Genomic DNA, 15,637 nt, shown 5'->3' with positions numbered 1-15,637 from the left:
TTTCCCCTTGGGGGGGTGGGCGGGCATGCCGGGCGGAGCGTTCGAGTTGCCGTACGGCATGGTCCGGCTCAACCGGACAGACCCCGCACACCTGATCGGCCCATTCCCGGGACAGGGTGATCACCGGGCGGCACAATGGCGGCGACGGCCGCAGGCGTGCGCAGAAGGAGCAGAGTCGTGAGTGAGAGCCACACCCCGGGCGGGTCGGCGAGGCTGAACACCGGTGTGGCGCACAACGCGCGCGTGTGGAACTACTGGATCGGCGGCAAGGACAACTACGAGGTCGATCAGCAGGTCGGCGAGCATGTCGCCGGGATGTTCCCGATCATCCGGGAGATCGCCCGCGCGGACCGCTGGTTCCTGGGCCGTGCGGTGCGCTTCCTGGCCGAGGAGCGCGGGATACGGCAGTTCCTGGACATCGGCACGGGGCTGCCGACGGCGGACAACACCCACCAGATCGCCCAGCGGGTCGCGCCCGACGCACGGATCGTCTACGTCGACAACGACCCCATCGTCCTCGCCCACGCCCGCACCCTGCTGACCGGCACCCATGAGGGCGTCACCGACTACATCGACGCCGACGTCCACGACCCCGAGGCCATCCTCGAACGCGCCTCCCGGACCCTCGACTTCACCGAGCCGGTCGCGGTGATGATGCTGGGCATCCTCAACTTCGTGCTGGACACGGAGAAGGCGCGGGAGATCGTACGGAGGGTCATGGCGGCGATGCCCGCGGGCAGCTTCCTGGTCCTCACCCACCCCACCTTCGACGACGACCTGGGCGGCGCGGGCCAGATCCCGGCGATGAAGTTCTGGAACGAGAACGCCACCCCGCCGATCACCGCCCGCAGCGGCGCGGACATCGCCGCGTTCTTCGACGGGCTGGATCTCCTCGACCCGGGCCTGGTGTCATGCTCGCGCTGGCGCGCCGACTCGGAATCGCCCGCCGTGGTACCGCAGTTCGGCGCGGTGGCCGTGAAACCCTGACGTACGGCACCAGTTGGGCCGAGCCCGTCGAGGAGGACGTATGACCACCCTTGCCGATCCCATCCCCGGCGGGCGCCCAGGTGACGTCGAGCGGGCCGGGGCGCTCACCGAAGAGCTGACCGGGCGGGGCGTGCACGGCGTCGTCCTGGCCTACGTCGACACCGCGGGCGTCGGCCGGGTGAAGACGATCCCGACCGCGAAGCTCGCCTCGGCGGCGGCCTGGGGCGTCGGTATGTCACCGGTGTTCGACACGTTCCTGGCGAACGACTCCATCGTCTCCACCGACGTGCTGGGTTCCCCGGACGGCGATCTGCGCCTCTACCCCGACCTCGACCAACTCGTCGTCCTGGCCGGGCAGCCCGGCTGGGCGTGGGCGCCGGTGGACCGGATCACGCAGGAGGGCGAGCCGCATCCGGGGTGCAGCCGCACGGTGCTGCGCCGCGTCGTCGCCGAGGCCGCCGAGCGGCACGGCCTCAGCTTCAAGGCCGGCATCGAGATCGAGTGGGCCGTCGGGCAGGGCCCGGCGGAGGGCGGCGACTTCGTGCCCGCGCTCTCGGGGCCCGCGTACAGCGCCACCCGCCAGGTCGAACTGAGCGACTACACGGCCGACCTGCTGGCCGCGTTCGCCGCGCAGGGCGTGGACGTCGAGCAGATCCATCCCGAGTACGCGGCCGGGCAGTTCGAGATCTCGGTGGGCGCCCTCGACCCGGTCGCGGCCGCCGACCGGAGCGTGCTGGTGCGGCAGACGATCCGGGCGGTGGCCCAGCGCCACGGGCTGGTGGTCTCCTTCGCCCCCGCGGTCTTCGCACAGGGCGTCGGCAACGGCGGCCACGTCCACCTCTCCGCCTGGCGCGACGGCGTCAATCTGCACTCCGGGGGCGAGGCCCGGTACGGCATGACGGCCGACGCGGAGTCGTTCGCGGCCGGTGTGCTCGCCCGCCTCCCTGCCCTCACGGCCGTGACCGCACCCAGTCCGGCCAGCTATCTGCGGCTCAAACCCTCCCAGTGGGCAGGGGTGTTCACCGCATGGGGCCGCGAGACCCGCGAGGCCGCGGTGCGGATCGTCACGGGCACGGCAGGCCTGCGCGACCAGGCCGCCAACCTGGAGGTCAAGCCGGTCGACCTGGCCGCCAACCCCTATCTCGCCCTCGCCTGTCTCATCACGGCCGGGCTCGACGGCCTGACATCGTCCACGCCCCTGCCCGAGGAGATCACCGGCGATCCGGCCCGCCTGGAACCCGCGGATGCGGCAGCCCGGGGCGTGCGCCGCCTGCCGGTCTCCCTGAGCGAGTCCGTCGAGGAGTTCCGCAAGGACGAACTGCTGCGAGCCGCGCTCGGCCCGGTCCTCGCGGACGCCGTGATCGCCGTACGACAAGGGGAGATCGCCGCGGTCGACGGACTGGACGACGAGCGGGTGGCGGCGGCCTACCGCTGGAAGTACTGACCATGGGCGGCCCCGTCCAAGAGGCGCTCGACGCACTGGAGTTGGTGGACCACCACTGCCACGGCGTGGTCACCGCCGACCTGACCCGGGAGGGCTTCGAGGAGCTGATCACCGAGGGCGCGGCCTGGCCCGGAATCTCGTCCTTCGACAGCCCCGTCGGCGTGGCGATCCGCCGCCACTGCGCCCCACTGCTGGACCTGCCGCGCCACGCGCCGCCCGATCAATACCTGGCCCGGCGGGCCGAGTTGGGCCACAACGAGGTGCACCGCCGCCTCCTCACCGCCTCGGGCACCGGCACGTTCTGCGTGGACACCGGGTACGCGCCGGACCGCCTCACCACTCCCCCGGAACTCGCCGAGACCGCGGGCGCGACAGCGTACGAGGTCGTACGGCTGGAGGGCGTGGCCGAGACGGTGGCGGCGAAGGGAGTGGAGCCCGACGACTACGGCGACGCCTTCCAGGCGGCCGCGCTGGAGGCCGTGCAGCGGCCGGGCGTGGTGGCGGTGAAGTCCGTGGCCGCGTACCGCACCGGCTTCGACCTGGACCCGGCCCGCCCCTCGGACGCGGAGGTCACCGAGGCGGCCCGGCACTGGCTCACACGGGGCGGCCGCCTGGACGACCCCGTTCTCGTACGCCACCTGCTGTGGACCGCGGTCGACCTCGGCCTCCCCCTCCAGCTCCACACCGGCTTCGGCGACAACGACATCCGCCTGCACCGCGTCGACCCGACCCACCTCACCGACTGGCTGCACCTGACCACCGGCACCATCCCGGTGCTGCTGCTGCACTGCTGGCCGTACCAGCGCCAGGCCGCCTATCTGGCCGCGGTGTTCGAGCACGTGTACCTGGACGTGGGCCTCACCCTCCACTACGTCGGCCCGGCGCGCGCCCGGGCCGTCCTGGAGGAGGCCCTGGAGATCACGCCGTTCCGCAAGCTGCTGTACAGCTCCGACGCGTACGGTGTGGCCGAGTTCTACCGTCTGGGCGCGCTCGCCTTCCGCCGCGGTCTGGCCGGTCTGCTGCAGGACCGGGTGGACGCCGACGAACTGAGCCTGTCCGACGCGCTACGGATCGCCGAGTGGGCGGGAGCACACAATGCGCGCCGGGTCTACCGCTTTTCCGGCCCCTCCTGAAAGTATGATCAAGCAATGTCTGACATGACCGAAACCACGCCGGGCTGGCTGAGCCCCGACGACCTCGAGCTGGCACGCGCCCGTATGCCGATCCTGTACGTCGAGGCCGTGCCCGTGCGCGTCGACGACAGCGGCGAAGTCACCAGCGTCGGCCTGCTGCTGCGCATCGGCCCGGACGGGACGGTCAGCCGGACCCTGGTCTCCGGCCGGGTACTGCACCACGAGCGGGTCCGGGACGCCCTGCTGCGCCACCTGGAGAAGGACCTCGGCCCGGTGGCACTGCCCCGGATCCCGGCCTCGCTGCAGCCGTTCACCGTCGCGGAGTACTTCCCGACGCACGGCGTCACGCCGTACCACGACCCGCGCCAGCACGCGGTGTCCCTGGCCTACGTCGTCCCGGTCACGGGCGACTGCCGGCCCCGGCAGGACGCCCTGGACCTGGTGTGGTTCAGCCCGCAGGAGGCCGTCTCGGAGACGGTGCAGAGCGAGATGCCGGGCGGGCACGGGGTGCTGCTCAGGCAGGCTCTCGCCCACGTCGGCTGCTCGGTCTGAGCATCGCGCTGAACGGTGTGACGGGGCGCTCCACCCGCTCCCCGTCCACGGTGATGTCGACGACCTCGTTGTAGAACGCGAGGAGATCCCTGATCGGGCCCACGGCGGGCAGCGGCTCCGGGTAGCTCCAGACGAGGTTCGGCGGCACATCGGCCTCGCCGCGCCACGACCAGTACTGCGCCGTGCCCTTGTAGGGGCAGCCGGTGTGGTGGTCGGTGGATTCGAGCAGGTCGAGGCGGACGTCCTCGGACGGAATGTAGTAGCGGGTGGGCAGACCGGTCTCGAAGAGCAGCACGGGCCGGTGGGTGTCGGCGACGAGCATGCCGTCGACCGAGACCTGGACGTGCCGGCTGCTCGGGATGGCATCCACCCGCTTGTGCGGGTCGCGGGGGTGGATGAAGATCTCTTCCTCCTCCTCGTACCAGTGGTCCAGGCCCCTGCCGCTGCGCCGGAACCACTCGAAGGCGATGTATTCGGCCAGGTCGGCGGCCGGGAAGGTCCAGGCGGCGTTCTCCAGCAGCTCGCCGTCGGCTTCGAGGTCGTAGAAGATCTTCGATCCGGTGTGGGATCCCGTGCGCGGGTTCTTCGCGGGGCGCAGGAGGTCCTCACGTACGTCGCCTCGCGGGAAGGCGTACTGCGGTACGGGCAGCGCGGGCTCCCAGACGAGGACGGGGCGGCGGCTGTCGACGACGGTGATGTCGCCCTTGCGGCCGCGCACCCAGCGCTCGCTGGGCTCCCACAGCAGGCCTTCGGGAGTGGAGCGGAGGGACCGTTCGGTGGGGAGTGCACTCATGACCGCTCTCCTTTCCTCGGTCCATGATGAACCCCATGGACCTTGAGCCGTACCGGAGCGAACTGGTCGCGTACTGCTATCGGATGTCGGGCTCGTTCCACGAGGCCGAGGACCTGGTGCAGGAGACGATGCTGCGCGTGTGGAAGGCCCGGGACCGCTACGACGCCTCGCGCGCGGCGGTGCGGACCTGGCTGTATCGGATCGCGACCAATGTGTGCCTGACCGCGCTGGAGGGGCGGGCGCGGCGGCCACTGCCGTCGGGGCTGGGTGCGCCGAGCGAGGACCCGGGGGCGCCGCTCACGCCGGCCTTCGACATCCCGTGGCTGCAGCCGTTCCCCGATGCGCGCTACGACGTCGAGGTGCGGGCCGATCTGCGGCTGGCGCTGGTGGCGGCGATGCAGGTGCTGCCGGCCCGGCAGCGGGCGGTGCTGGTGCTGCGGGAGGTGCTGGAGTTCAGCGCCGCCGAGGTCGCCGAGCAGCTCGGGACGACGGTCGCCGCCGTCAACAGCTCGCTGCAGCGGGCCCGTGCGGCGGTCGCGGACATGGGCGACCCGGGCGAGGTTGCCGAGCCGGACGACGCCGAGGCGCGGGAGGTCGTGCAGCGGTACGCGCGCGCCTTCGAGGCGGCCGACGTCCCCGCACTGGTGCGGCTGCTGACCGACGCGGCCGTGCTGGAGATGCCGCCGGTGCCGCTGTGGTACCGCGGCCGCCGCGACTACGGCCTGTTCATGGAGCGGGTCTTCGAGCTGCGCGGGACGGGGTGGGCCACCCGGCAGCTCACCGCGGGCGGACAGCCCGCTCTTGCCGCCTACGCGCCCACGCAGGACGGCGGGCACCGGCTGCACTCACTGCAGGCGTTCACGGTGGGCGGCGGGCGGGTCGCACGGAACGTGGTGTTCGCGGACCCGCGGGTCTTGGAGGCATTCGACCTGCCTGACGAGATTTCTTCCGACGAATCTCACGGCACGCGATGAGTCCGGGCGGTGGCGCCGGTACATACCGGTGACCACCGAACGAGCAGGCCGAGAGGACATCGCCATGAGCGTCATCGTCATCGCATTCACCACTCTGGACGGCATCGTGACCGACCCGGACGGCCGCGGGGGCACACCCGGGGGCGGCTGGATGTTCCGGCACGGCCCCGAGGCGGTCGCCGGGGACAAGTTCCGGCTCGGGGCCGCCCTGGACGACGGGGTCATGCTGCTGGGTCGCACCACTTGGGAGCAGTTCTCCCGGCTGTGGCCGGGCCGCGACGACCCGTTCTCCGCGCGCATGAACGCCGCGCAGAAACTCGTCGCCACCCGCACCCTCACCGACGTCTCGGCCTGGGCGAACTCCCGGATCCTCGACGGCGACCTGGTGGACGCGGTCAAGCAGGAGCGGCGCGACGTGGTCGTCGCCGGCAGCCTGAGCGTCGTCCACACCCTGATGGCGGAGGACCTGGTCGACGAGTACCGCCTGATCACCTTCCCCACGATCCTCGGCACCGGCGACCACCTCTTCCCCGCAGGCGGCCGGCCCGTCCACCTGGAGTGCGAGTCGGCGGAGCAGACCGGTGCGGTCGTCTTCACGTGCTACCGGAGGTCCGGGCGATGACGGCACGCTTCCTCGTCCTCTACGAGACTCCGCCCGACCCCACGGCATTCGACCGGCACTACCGCGAGATCCACCTCCCACTCGCCCGCAAGCTGCCCGGCCTGCGCCGGTACACGGTCGGCCGCGAGACCACGGCCGTGCGCGGGGGCGATGCGTGCCACCTGGTCGCCGAACTGGAATGGGACACCATGGCGGAGCTGCGCGCCGCGTTCGCCTCCCCCGAGGGCCGCGCCTGCGCCGAGGACTCGGCGCGCCTGCAGGAGCTCGCGCCGGTGCGCAGCATGGTCTTCACCGTGGGCGAGGCCTGACGCCGTCCCTGGTCATGGGGGTCACGCCTGGTCCTCCGCCTTGCGCTGAGTGGTGCCGGGAGCGCCGGTGTCGCGGTGCCATTCGACGACCAGTTCGTCCTTGGTGCCGAAGCGGACCAGGTGGCGGCCGACGACGTCCTCCAGCAGGTCGAGGTGGTCGGCGTCGGTCTCCACCGAGAGCAGCAGGGCTCCCTCGGTCGCGGTGAGGGAGCCCGTCCCGTTCTGGAAGACGAGACTGCCCTCCCCGCTCTCCTCGTCCCAACTGGTCTGGCTGCGGCGGCCGAGGTGGGAGGCGAGCTGCTTGGCGTAGCGGTGGGGGCGGTCGGTTGAGACGCGGGCTTCGGAGCGGGGCATGGCGTACTCCCGGGTTCGCGGTGGGTCGGTTGGAGTCGATGGTGCCGGAGGGTCGGCCCCGATGCTCCGGTTGTCCGCCGCCGGGCACCGCAAGATATGGATTCAGCGGTGTTCGGGGTTCTCCGCGTCGAAGCGGCAGCCGGCGTCCCACTCGGAACGCTGGTTGCCGTGAGCGGGGATGCCCTTGGCGCGCTTCAGCATGGCGGCCAGATGCATCAGGTTCCAGGTCATGAACGTGGTGTTGCGGTTGGTGAAGTCGTTCTCCGGGCCGCCCGAGCCGGGGTCCAGATACGACGGTCCGGGCCCCGCCGCTCCGATCCAGCCGGCGTCGGCCTGCGGCGGGATGGTGTAGCCCAGGTGCTGGAGGCTGTAGAGGACGTTCATCGCGCAGTGCTTCACGCCGTCCTCGTTGCCGGTGATCAGACAGCCGCCGACCCGGCCGTAATAGGCGTACTGTCCCTCGGAGTTGAGCAGCGACGAACAGCTGTAGAGCCGCTCGATCACCTTCTTCGTCACCGAGCTGTTGTCCCCGAGCCAGATCGGCCCGGCGATGACGAGGATGTCCGCGTCCATCACCCGCTCGTACAGCGCGGGCCACTCGTCCGTCGCGAAGCCGTGCTCGGTCATGTCCGGGTAGACGCCGGGGGCGAGGTCGTGGTCGACGGCCCGGACCTCGGACGTCGTGACCCCGCGCGACATCATGATCTCCGCGCTCTTGTCGATCAGCCCCTGGGTGTGGCTGACCTGGGGTGACGGCTTGAGGGTGCAGTTGATGAACAGGGCGCTCAGGTCGTCGAAGCGGTACGCGTCGTCGGTCTGGGGCGATGCGGTCATGGACGCACTCCTTCGCACGGGACCGCCGGGGCGGATGCCGGGGCCGGTCCGAGCCGCGGCTCAGCAGCAGCGTCTCGCCCGGGCGGCGTTTTGTCCTGCTCTGGCGCAACGACGTAAGACACCCGTCATATCGACTCGGCGTACGCCGCGCGCCCGCAGCCCGGCCCGGGGATCCTGGAAGGATGACGATCGACGTGTCCGTGGCGCGTGTGATCCCGCTGCCGCCCGAGCAGGTGGCCGCGTACGCCATGGACTGGCACCACGACGCCGACTGGACCCAGGGCATTCGCACGGCCGAGCTGACCCGGGAGGCGGACGGCGGCGGCTTCGGCATCGGGGCCGAGGTCACCCGGACTGCGTTCTTCCTCGGCCGGCGCATCGACTACGTCCTGCGTGTGGCCGCGCACGACTTCCCGCGGCTGCTGGACATGGTGTCGGTGGCGGGCCCGATGCCCATGCACGTCACCTACTCCTTCGACCCGGACCCCACCGGTACCCTCGCCCGCATCCGGGTCCGGGGCGGCCCGGGCGGCTTCTACCGGCCGGCAACCCCGCTCCTGGCCCGCCAGGTCCGCTCCTCCCTCCGCAAGGACCTCCGTGACCTGGAGCGCAGACTCACGCAACGAACGGAACACCCGGAACCCACGGATTGAGGGGCCCCATGGCGTACGACGAAGGACTCGCCGAACGGATCCGGCAGCACCTGGGCGCCGATCCGGACATGGCCGAGAAGCGCATGTTCGGAGGCATCGCCTTCCTGCTGCACGGGAACATGGCCGTCGGTGTGAGCGGCGACGACCTGATGGTCCGCGTCGGCCCCGACGCGACGGACGCCGCACTGGCCCGACCGGGTGCCCAGCTGTTCGACATGACGGGCCGCCCGATGCGCGGCTGGGTCGTCGTGGACTCGTCCGCCCTCACCGAGGACGAGGCGCTCGCCGAGTGGATCGACGAGGGGTACACCTTCGCCGCGGGGCTGCCGCCCAAGTGAGGGCGGGGGTGCGTTCACGAGCGCTCAGTGCCGGCCTTCACCGGTGCGGGTTTCCGGATAACGGTCACCCGAACCGCGGCAGCCGGCCCTGCAGTTGCCCTGGGCCTCACCGGCCCGGCTGCCCTCCCTGCTGGCGCCAGACGGCACCGTGTTACCTTGCGCCCCATTGATCGTGAAGGTTGTGTGGGTGGGGGGCCTTTCATGAAATCGGCGCGATTCTCGCCGTCGATCGCCACGTCGGTCGCCGGGGCGCTGCTCGTCGGGATGACGGCCGCGACCGTCGTCGGTCCCGGCGCGGTCGACTCGTACGCGGCGTCGGGTACGGCGCTGCCGATCGCGCACTTCGCGCACATGGTCGTGGACGCCTCGCACGGGCACCTGTACATCAGCGGTGGCGCCGGCACCGATGGCATCGTCGTCACCGATCTCGACGGCGGCAACCCGACGACGATCAGTGGTGAGCCGGGTGCCACCGGTCTCGCCCTCTCCGCGGACGGGTCCGCGCTGTACGCGGCTCTCCCGGACCAGGACGCGATCGCGGCGATCAGTACGGCGAACCTGACCGAGTCGGCGCGTTACGACACGAGCTCGGGCACTCACCCGGACTCGCTGGCCGTCGCCGACGGGACGCTCTGGTTCGGGTACGGCACGGCGGGCGCCGGCGGCATCGGTTCCGTCGACGCGGCCGGCACGGTGAACCTCGGGCAGGATGCGGGCAGTTGGGCGGCGCCGCCGACGCTGGCGACGACCCCGACGCCCTCCGGCGTCCTCGCGGCCGCCGTGCAGACGGGCGACACCTCGGCCGTCGTCACATACTCGGCCCAGGACGGTGCGCTGACCCGGCAGGCGGCGAAGTCGCTGCCGGTGCCCGACCTGACCGACTTCGCGGTCACGGCGGACGGACAGCACCTGGCGGTCTCGTCGTGGCTGCGCGCGAGCAGCAACCGGTATCGCGTCTCGGACCTGACGGTGGACGGGCAGTTCGCCACGCCGGTGGCCGCCAGGGCTGTCGCCGTGGCTCCGGACGGCACTCTCGCCGGCTGCGGCTGCAACTACGAATTCGAGGCGTTTCCGGAAACGGGCGAGGGCTACTACCACCTGTACGAGATCGAGTCTCCGATGCGCCTGGCCGCACACGGCCTCGCCTGGGCGCCGGACGGCAGCCGGCTCTACGCCGTGACCGTGGACGCCGCCGGCGGAACACCGACGCTCCAGACAGCCCGTAACCCCGAAACCGCGTGGGTCAGGCTCTCCGGCACCTCGACCACCGCCCCGCTCGCCCCCGGCGAGGCCTATGCGTTCCGGGCGAACTTCGATTCGCCGCTCAGCCTCGGTGCCGGGGAACCCATGATTCCGGGCACCGTACGGATCACGCGCTACGACGACACCGATCCGGATGGTGTGCTCGTCCCGGACCCGACGGCCGCCCCGGCCCGCCCGCCGGTCGATTTCTTCGGCTCCTACCAGGTCTCCGGCACCGCTCCCCTCACCGGCGCCCTGAGCTTCCGCGTCGACTACTCGGGCGGCGGCCACTACGGCCCGGCCATCCAGACCTTCGACGTCCCCGTCGCGAAGTACGCGCCCACCCTGGTGCTGACCGCCCCCGACACCGGGGGCCGGGCCGCGCCGCTGACCGTCACCGGGCGGCTCGTCTGGCCGCATGCGCATGTGAAGACCGGTGCGGTGCACGTCGTCAAGACCGATCTGGCACACCCCTCGGGGTACTCGGTGGGCACCGTGCCCGTCGCCGCCGACGGCACCTTCGCCCTCCACGACACCCCGCAGATCGGCGGCGCGAACACCTACTCCTTCACCTACGACGGCGGTACGTCCTACCTCCCGGCCAGTCAGTCGGCGACGGTTCAGGTGGCCCGAGCCACTCCGGGCCTGAGCGTGACGACCGACGCGAAGTCGTACCACTCCGGCGCGACGGCCAAGGTCACCGCGCACCTGGGGACCACGCACAACTCCCGGCTCGTGACGCTGTACGCCCAGCCCACGGGCAAGTCGCGGACGGCACTCAAGAGCGGCAAGGTCGACACGCACGGCAACCTGGTCGCGTCGTACAAGATCACCCGCAACACCGTCTTCAGTGCGGCCTTCGCGGGTGACTACCGCTACGCACCGCGCACGGTGACCACCAGTGCGACCCTCACACCGACGGTCCGGACACAGATGCAGTATCCGGTGAAGACCACCGGCATCGGATCCATTACCTACCAGGTCTTCTACAAGTCCGAAGTCACCATGGGCTTCAACCTCCAGGTCACTCCCCGTCAGACCGGAGGCTGCACGTCGGTGTACGTCGAGCACTACTCCTCGGGGGCCTGGCACCAGGTCACCTCTCAGAAGTGCGTGCCCCTGTACTCCGACGGCTGGTACGGCTACGGCCGCGCTCTGAAGCTCTTTACGAGCAACGATCGTTACCGCGTCCGCGGTCTCTACACACCGCCGGCCAAGGGCGCGCAGACCGGCGGTGCGCAGAGTGGGTGGACCTACTTCACCGTCCGTCCCGGCAGGCCGTGAGGTCGAAGTCGGTGGTTTTCCTTCCACATCTCCTCGGGACGGGAGCCGCTATTGAGGCCGACTTCGGAGGTGCTGCGTCGCGGCTGCGCCCACCTTGAAGTGGGCGCAGCCAGGGACTGACCAGCACAACTACCAACTCACCGCCTGAGCGATGAAGCCACTGCGGAAGAGCTACACCCAAGCAGAACTCCGAGTCGGCTGCGGTGGCCGACCACAGGCCAATGGTGGTCATGCTGGCCCGTAGGTCCTCGATTTCGGTCGATATTCAGGACAGGAGCCTGTGCAAGACCCCGCCCCAGGCATCCATGGCCGGATGACTCCACGGCGGCGTTCCTCTGGGGGCGACTGCGCGGCTTGCGCGAGCTCTCCGACGTTGTCGAGCAGATCGCTCCGCTCCGTGTCGCCCAGATCCTCCTGGCTCAACACCGCCTGCGTCAGCGCCTTGAGCGCCTCGCCAATGTCTGAACTGCCGTTCTGAACCACACCCGCGATCGTCGAGTCGATGTTCGCGAGCTGGGCGGCGAACTGACCGCCGTTGACGGTGCTGTTGTTGAAGGTGAACGAAACCGGGGGCTGTGGTCCGATCTGCCCAGACGCCTCCGCACAGTCGGACACGCGTTGTTCCACCCCTTCCAGATAGGCCAGACCCAGCGCCATATAGGCCCGGCGCAGCGCGGCGGCATCGGCGATGGCGGGATGGTTGCAGTGGTCGGCGCCTTTGATCAACTCGCGGAAACCTGCACCCACCTCCCGCGTCAGGCCGACCAGTAGTCCTTCCACCTTCCTGCGCCAGTTCTGAACGGCAAGCTACGCCGGCGCTCCAGCGATCAGGTCGTGACCGGCATCGATCTGGTCGGCGAGGTCCAGGGTGAAGAGCCGGGCGAGCACTCCGGGGGTGAAATGTGCCACGGTTTCCCCGGAGATTCGCAGCTTCGCTCCAGACCATCCCGCGGGTGAAGTGCAGATCATCGGCCTGACGCAAGCGTTCGCCGGTGGTCTCGGGCACGGCAATCCGAACGTTGAGCGTTGCTGCGCGACACGAATGGGCAGGTCGTATTGCTCTCAATCCCGGTTCTTCCCCCTCGACGAGGGTTTCGGGAAACCGGCGGTGGGACGCAAGGTCTGCCGGTGTTCCATAGCCACGTCCAGCGGTCTCCGGCCTCGGGGGTGCGGATCTTCGGCCGGGTCCACCCCAGGGTCTGCTTCATCAGCCGGAAGGTGTGCTCCAGGTCGAAGCGCCGCAGGAACGCCTGCCTCGCCCGGGCGACGACCGGCCGCAGCAGACGGTCGACCTGGAGGCGGATCAACGTGCCCTCGATGACCGGGAGTTCGCCGGCGTGGTCGATCCACGCGGATCGGGTGGTCAGCCGCGGGTGGATGCCGTCCCAGGCCATCGCGCGGGCGGTGCCGTACCGGTCGGTGACCTGCATTGTCGCCGCCTCCGGATCGCCCCAGGTCTCCGGCTTGGCGAAGCGGAACTCCCTCCTGCGCCGGATGATCCGGGAGGGCAATCTGCCGCCTCGGTGACCCACGCGAATCGGGCCGGGCCACCGAGGATGGCCCGGGCCCGCTCGCTTACTGGTCGCCGAGCGGAATGGCCGCGAGCCGCTCCCAAGTGATCGTCTTGGCGGTGCTGTCCGCGATGACATCGACCAGCTGCACCTCGGTGACATGCAGCGGCACGTGGCTGGGGCGGACCCGGCGCAGAATGCGCTGGGCATCGTCGGAGGACGCCTGCTGGATGTGTTACTGGCGTAGCCGGCGGGTGTGCCCGTCACCACTGTCGCTTCGTGTCGTTGGTGCTCGCGTGGGGTTGTCGTTCGGCTACAGGCATCGTGGCTGCGCTCCAGCAGGTGGTGCATTCGGGAGGCCGGCCGTGTGAGGAGTGTTCCGCATGGGGGATGCAGTGGTGTCGGCCGGCGAGCCGGTGTTGCGGATCCGGGATGTATGCAAGAGCTACCGGCGGCGTCCTGTCCTGCGGGGGGTGTCGCTGGATCTCCGTGCGGGCCAGTTGGTGGGCATTGTCGGCGAGAACGGGGCGGGCAAGAGCACCCTGCTGCGCATTCTCGTCGGGGATCTCGCCGCGGACAGGGGCGTGGTGGAGCGGGTGGGAGTGCTGGGCAGTTGCCCGCAGGACGCGGTGCTCCACCAAGCCTTCTCCGTTGACCAGCATCTGAGATTCTTTCAGGCCGCTTACGGCATGGCCGGCCTGGACAGAGCTTTCGAGCTGCTGGAGCAGTTGCATTTCAGCAGCTACCGGAACGAGCGGGTGGCAGCGCTCAGCGGTGGCACGCGCCAGAAGCTCAACCTGGTCCTGGCTTTGATGCACGATCCCCAGGTGCTGCTCCTGGATGAGCCGTATCAGGGCTTCGACTGGGAGACCTACCTGCGGTTCTGGGACCTGGCGGCGGCCTTGCGGGACCGGGGCTGCGCGGTGCTCGTGGTCTCGCACCTCGCCTACGACGCCTCGCGTCTGGACACTCTCTACCGCCTTCAGGCAGGAGTGCTGCAGGAGACGGAGCAGACCGGATCGGAGGCGGTGCCGGTATGACGCGGTGGTGGTCCTGCTTCCGTACGGCCTTGCGGTTCGCGCTGATCGAGCAGGCCCGTAACAGGCTGGCGCTGCTCATCGTGGTCCTGTTCGTCCCGCTGTGGGCCACGTTGGCGTTCACGGTGGTAGCCCGTACCCCCTTGCGGTTCCGGATCCGGTCGGTCGGGCGCACGGTGGTCATGGACGGCAACATCGTGGTCCAGATCAACGGCGCACTGCAGGCCCTGTCGCTGGTCATCGCGTTCATGATGTTCGTCGCCACAGCCCGCTCCGCACTGTTCGACCAGCGACTGGTGCGGGCCGGCTATCCCCGCTCGTGCCTCGCGCTCGCGAAATGCACCGCGCTCGTTCTGGTCTCGGTCCTGGTCGCCGCCTACGCCACCGCGTGGATGCGTCTGTTCTGGCGCCCCGAGCAACCCTGGCTGCTTGCCGCGGGAATGTTCACCGGTGCTCTGATTTATGGCGGTATCGGGATCGTGCTGGCGGCTGTGCTGCGCAGCGAGCTGGCCGGCATGTTCCTCGCCATCATGATCAGCTCCATCGATCTGGTGCTGCAAAATCCCCTGGTCAACCCCAACGCAGACAGTCCCGTGGTGCGCTTCCTGCCAGCCTGCGCAGCGGTGCAGACCTCGGTGACCGCCGGCGGTCTGCAGGTGGTGCCGACCAGCTGCCTGCTGCTGGGTATGGGCTGGGCGGTGGGCATGACGGCGCTCGGCATGGCCGCCTTCGCCGTGCGGACCCGCACCCACCGCCCGCGCACGACCCAGGGAAATCTGGCGGGTGTCGAGCAGGCCGCGCCGGTGCCGTGACCGGCTTTGAGAGAGCGTCGTTTCGATGATGGACGCCACGCACGGCGGCAGCACGATCATGTAAGGGGCGGGGGCTTTCAGAGGTGCCGGAACAGAACACCGCGACTTCGGCTGCTTCACCCGTCGCATCAGCCGCGTCGGCCCGCTCTGCCGGCCCGGCGGTGGGGGACGGGGTGTCGCGTGGTAAGGCGCGCTGGGCGTGGCTGCTCAGTGACGGCGGCGAGCCGCGGAACTGGATGCTGGTCCTGGCCCCGTTGCTGGGCTGGCACGACGGTGGCTGGGCAGGCATCGAGTGGGGGCTGCTCGCGGCGGTGTTCACGGCGGTGCTGCCCACGCTGATCCTGGGATTCGGTGAACGCCGCAAGTACTGGGGCGACCGTCATGTGCGGCGGCGGCAGGACCGTATCGCGGCCGCCCCCGGGGTGATGGCCTCGGTCATCACCGGCACCATGCTGCTGTACGGGCTCCAAGCTCCCGCCGAGGTGGCGGCCCTGGTGACGGCGATGCTGTCCGTCCTGCTCGCGTTGCTGGTGATCACCTTCTTCTGGAAGGTGTCGGTTCACTCCGCTGTCGCTTCCGGCGCCCTCGCCATCCTCACGTCGGTCTTCGGCCCCTGGATGCTCGTGCTGACTCCCTTGGTGGTGCTGATCGGCGGGTCCCGTATCCGGCTGCGTTGTCACACCGTTGGCCAGGTGATCGTCGGGGTGCTGATCGGCGCGGCAGTCAGTGCACCAGTCTTCGACATTCTGAGGTGATGGG

Annotated in this window: 17 protein-coding genes and 1 pseudogene; 13 read left to right on the top strand and 5 right to left on the bottom strand. The window is 70.1% G+C overall.

What is annotated here, in order from left to right; genetic code table 11:
• The first annotated feature begins 177 nt into the window (after window positions 1-177).
• From P2Q00_RS03800 to P2Q00_RS03785, 4 genes are read left to right on the top strand one after another with little or no spacing between them, the layout of a single operon-like run.
• Window positions 178-987, top strand: a complete 810-nt coding sequence (locus P2Q00_RS03800; RefSeq protein WP_275769412.1) for an SAM-dependent methyltransferase — start codon at window positions 178-180, stop codon at window positions 985-987.
• Between the two features lie 40 nt (window positions 988-1,027).
• Window positions 1,028-2,431 (top strand): glutamine synthetase family protein, encoded by a 1,404-nt coding sequence (locus P2Q00_RS03795; protein WP_275769410.1) that lies wholly within the window; start codon window positions 1,028-1,030, stop codon window positions 2,429-2,431.
• Between the two features lie 2 nt (window positions 2,432-2,433).
• Entirely contained in the window at window positions 2,434-3,564 is a 1,131-nt protein-coding gene (locus tag P2Q00_RS03790) for an amidohydrolase family protein (protein ID WP_275769408.1), read from the top strand.
• Window positions 3,565-3,579: 15 nt separating this feature from the next.
• Entirely contained in the window at window positions 3,580-4,116 is a 537-nt protein-coding gene (locus P2Q00_RS03785; protein WP_275769407.1) for an NUDIX hydrolase family protein, read from the top strand.
• Here P2Q00_RS03785 and P2Q00_RS03780 read toward each other — a convergent pair.
• The gene (locus P2Q00_RS03780) at window positions 4,079-4,909 is read right to left on the bottom strand and encodes a DUF427 domain-containing protein (RefSeq protein ID WP_275769404.1); all 831 of its coding nucleotides are present in this window, start codon (window positions 4,907-4,909) and stop codon (window positions 4,079-4,081) included. The two genes, P2Q00_RS03785 and P2Q00_RS03780, sit on opposite strands and share 38 nt — an antisense overlap.
• A 35-nt stretch (window positions 4,910-4,944) precedes the next feature.
• Here P2Q00_RS03780 and P2Q00_RS03775 point away from each other — a divergent pair, with 35 nt between their 5' ends.
• The 3 genes from P2Q00_RS03775 (at window position 4,945) to P2Q00_RS03765 (ending at window position 6,813) form a co-directional block, all read left to right on the top strand.
• Entirely contained in the window at window positions 4,945-5,883 is a 939-nt protein-coding gene (locus tag P2Q00_RS03775) for a sigma-70 family RNA polymerase sigma factor (RefSeq protein WP_275769403.1), read from the top strand.
• Between the two features lie 64 nt (window positions 5,884-5,947).
• Window positions 5,948-6,505 (top strand): dihydrofolate reductase family protein, encoded by a 558-nt coding sequence (locus P2Q00_RS03770; protein WP_275769401.1) that lies wholly within the window; start codon window positions 5,948-5,950, stop codon window positions 6,503-6,505.
• Complete coding sequence (locus P2Q00_RS03765) at window positions 6,502-6,813, top strand: EthD family reductase (RefSeq protein WP_275769400.1); 312 nt, start codon at window positions 6,502-6,504, stop codon at window positions 6,811-6,813. Before P2Q00_RS03770 ends, P2Q00_RS03765 begins: the two co-directional genes overlap by 4 nt.
• Before the next feature lie 21 nt (window positions 6,814-6,834).
• Here P2Q00_RS03765 and P2Q00_RS03760 read toward each other — a convergent pair whose 3' ends face one another.
• Complete coding sequence (locus tag P2Q00_RS03760; protein WP_275769397.1) at window positions 6,835-7,167, bottom strand: DUF2218 domain-containing protein; 333 nt, start codon at window positions 7,165-7,167, stop codon at window positions 6,835-6,837.
• 102 nt (window positions 7,168-7,269) lie between these two features.
• Window positions 7,270-8,001 (bottom strand): flavodoxin family protein, encoded by a 732-nt coding sequence (locus P2Q00_RS03755; RefSeq protein ID WP_275769394.1) that lies wholly within the window; start codon window positions 7,999-8,001, stop codon window positions 7,270-7,272.
• Window positions 8,002-8,183: 182 nt separating this feature from the next.
• On the opposite strand from P2Q00_RS03755, the gene P2Q00_RS03750 reads away from it, so the two are divergent.
• From P2Q00_RS03750 to P2Q00_RS03740, 3 genes are all read left to right on the top strand, one after another.
• The gene (locus P2Q00_RS03750; protein ID WP_275769392.1) at window positions 8,184-8,654 is read left to right on the top strand and encodes an SRPBCC family protein; all 471 of its coding nucleotides are present in this window, start codon (window positions 8,184-8,186) and stop codon (window positions 8,652-8,654) included.
• Window positions 8,655-8,662: 8 nt separating this feature from the next.
• Entirely contained in the window at window positions 8,663-8,992 is a 330-nt protein-coding gene (locus P2Q00_RS03745) for a TfoX/Sxy family protein (protein WP_275769390.1), read from the top strand.
• A 201-nt stretch (window positions 8,993-9,193) separates the two neighbouring features.
• Window positions 9,194-11,518 carry a YncE family protein gene (locus P2Q00_RS03740; RefSeq protein ID WP_275769388.1) on the top strand — a complete coding sequence of 775 codons (2,325 nt, stop codon included), beginning with the start codon at window positions 9,194-9,196 and terminating at the stop codon, window positions 11,516-11,518.
• A 228-nt stretch (window positions 11,519-11,746) separates the two neighbouring features.
• On the opposite strand, the gene P2Q00_RS03735 is transcribed toward P2Q00_RS03740, so the two are convergent.
• Window positions 11,747-12,298: a hypothetical protein gene (locus P2Q00_RS03735; protein ID WP_275769385.1), complete on the bottom strand. Its 552-nt coding sequence runs from the start codon at window positions 12,296-12,298 to the stop codon at window positions 11,747-11,749.
• Window positions 12,299-12,654: 356 nt separating this feature from the next.
• Window positions 12,655-12,999: pseudogene (locus P2Q00_RS03730) on the bottom strand (NF041680 family putative transposase); the annotation flags it as partial.
• Window positions 13,000-13,412: 413 nt separating this feature from the next.
• Between P2Q00_RS03730 and P2Q00_RS03725 the strand changes: the two are divergent.
• From P2Q00_RS03725 to P2Q00_RS03715, 3 genes are all read left to right on the top strand, one after another.
• A complete protein-coding gene (locus P2Q00_RS03725) occupies window positions 13,413-14,069 on the top strand; it encodes an ABC transporter ATP-binding protein (protein WP_275769382.1) in 657 nt (218 codons plus the stop codon).
• A 29-nt stretch (window positions 14,070-14,098) separates the two neighbouring features.
• Window positions 14,099-14,878 (top strand): ABC transporter permease, encoded by a 780-nt coding sequence (locus P2Q00_RS03720; RefSeq protein WP_275769380.1) that lies wholly within the window; start codon window positions 14,099-14,101, stop codon window positions 14,876-14,878.
• Window positions 14,879-15,051: 173 nt separating this feature from the next.
• Entirely contained in the window at window positions 15,052-15,633 is a 582-nt protein-coding gene (locus P2Q00_RS03715; RefSeq protein ID WP_275769377.1) for a phosphatase PAP2 family protein, read from the top strand.
• Window positions 15,634-15,637: the final 4 nt, after the last annotated feature.

It is taken from the genome of Streptomyces coacervatus (assembly GCF_029223485.1).
In the GTDB taxonomy this organism is placed as follows: domain Bacteria; phylum Actinomycetota; class Actinomycetes; order Streptomycetales; family Streptomycetaceae; genus Streptomyces; species Streptomyces coacervatus.
Note: the sequence above shows the minus strand (reverse complement) of the source record. Positions and strands in the feature narration are given on the sequence as shown.

Coding starts and splice junctions, on each gene's coding strand:
- P2Q00_RS03795 (WP_275769410.1), top strand. CDS start 1,028: ATGACCACCCTTGCCGATCCCATCCCCGGCGGGCGCCCAGGTGACGTC.
- P2Q00_RS03790 (WP_275769408.1), top strand. CDS start 2,434: ATGGGCGGCCCCGTCCAAGAGGCGCTCGACGCACTGGAGTTGGTGGAC.
- P2Q00_RS03785 (WP_275769407.1), top strand. CDS start 3,580: ATGTCTGACATGACCGAAACCACGCCGGGCTGGCTGAGCCCCGACGAC.
- P2Q00_RS03780 (WP_275769404.1), bottom strand. CDS start 4,909: ATGAGTGCACTCCCCACCGAACGGTCCCTCCGCTCCACTCCCGAAGGC.
- P2Q00_RS03775 (WP_275769403.1), top strand. CDS start 4,945: ATGGACCTTGAGCCGTACCGGAGCGAACTGGTCGCGTACTGCTATCGG.
- P2Q00_RS03770 (WP_275769401.1), top strand. CDS start 5,948: ATGAGCGTCATCGTCATCGCATTCACCACTCTGGACGGCATCGTGACC.
- P2Q00_RS03765 (WP_275769400.1), top strand. CDS start 6,502: ATGACGGCACGCTTCCTCGTCCTCTACGAGACTCCGCCCGACCCCACG.
- P2Q00_RS03760 (WP_275769397.1), bottom strand. CDS start 7,167: ATGCCCCGCTCCGAAGCCCGCGTCTCAACCGACCGCCCCCACCGCTAC.
- P2Q00_RS03755 (WP_275769394.1), bottom strand. CDS start 8,001: ATGACCGCATCGCCCCAGACCGACGACGCGTACCGCTTCGACGACCTG.
- P2Q00_RS03750 (WP_275769392.1), top strand. CDS start 8,184: ATGACGATCGACGTGTCCGTGGCGCGTGTGATCCCGCTGCCGCCCGAG.
- P2Q00_RS03745 (WP_275769390.1), top strand. CDS start 8,663: ATGGCGTACGACGAAGGACTCGCCGAACGGATCCGGCAGCACCTGGGC.
- P2Q00_RS03740 (WP_275769388.1), top strand. CDS start 9,194: ATGAAATCGGCGCGATTCTCGCCGTCGATCGCCACGTCGGTCGCCGGG.
- P2Q00_RS03725 (WP_275769382.1), top strand. CDS start 13,413: ATGGGGGATGCAGTGGTGTCGGCCGGCGAGCCGGTGTTGCGGATCCGG.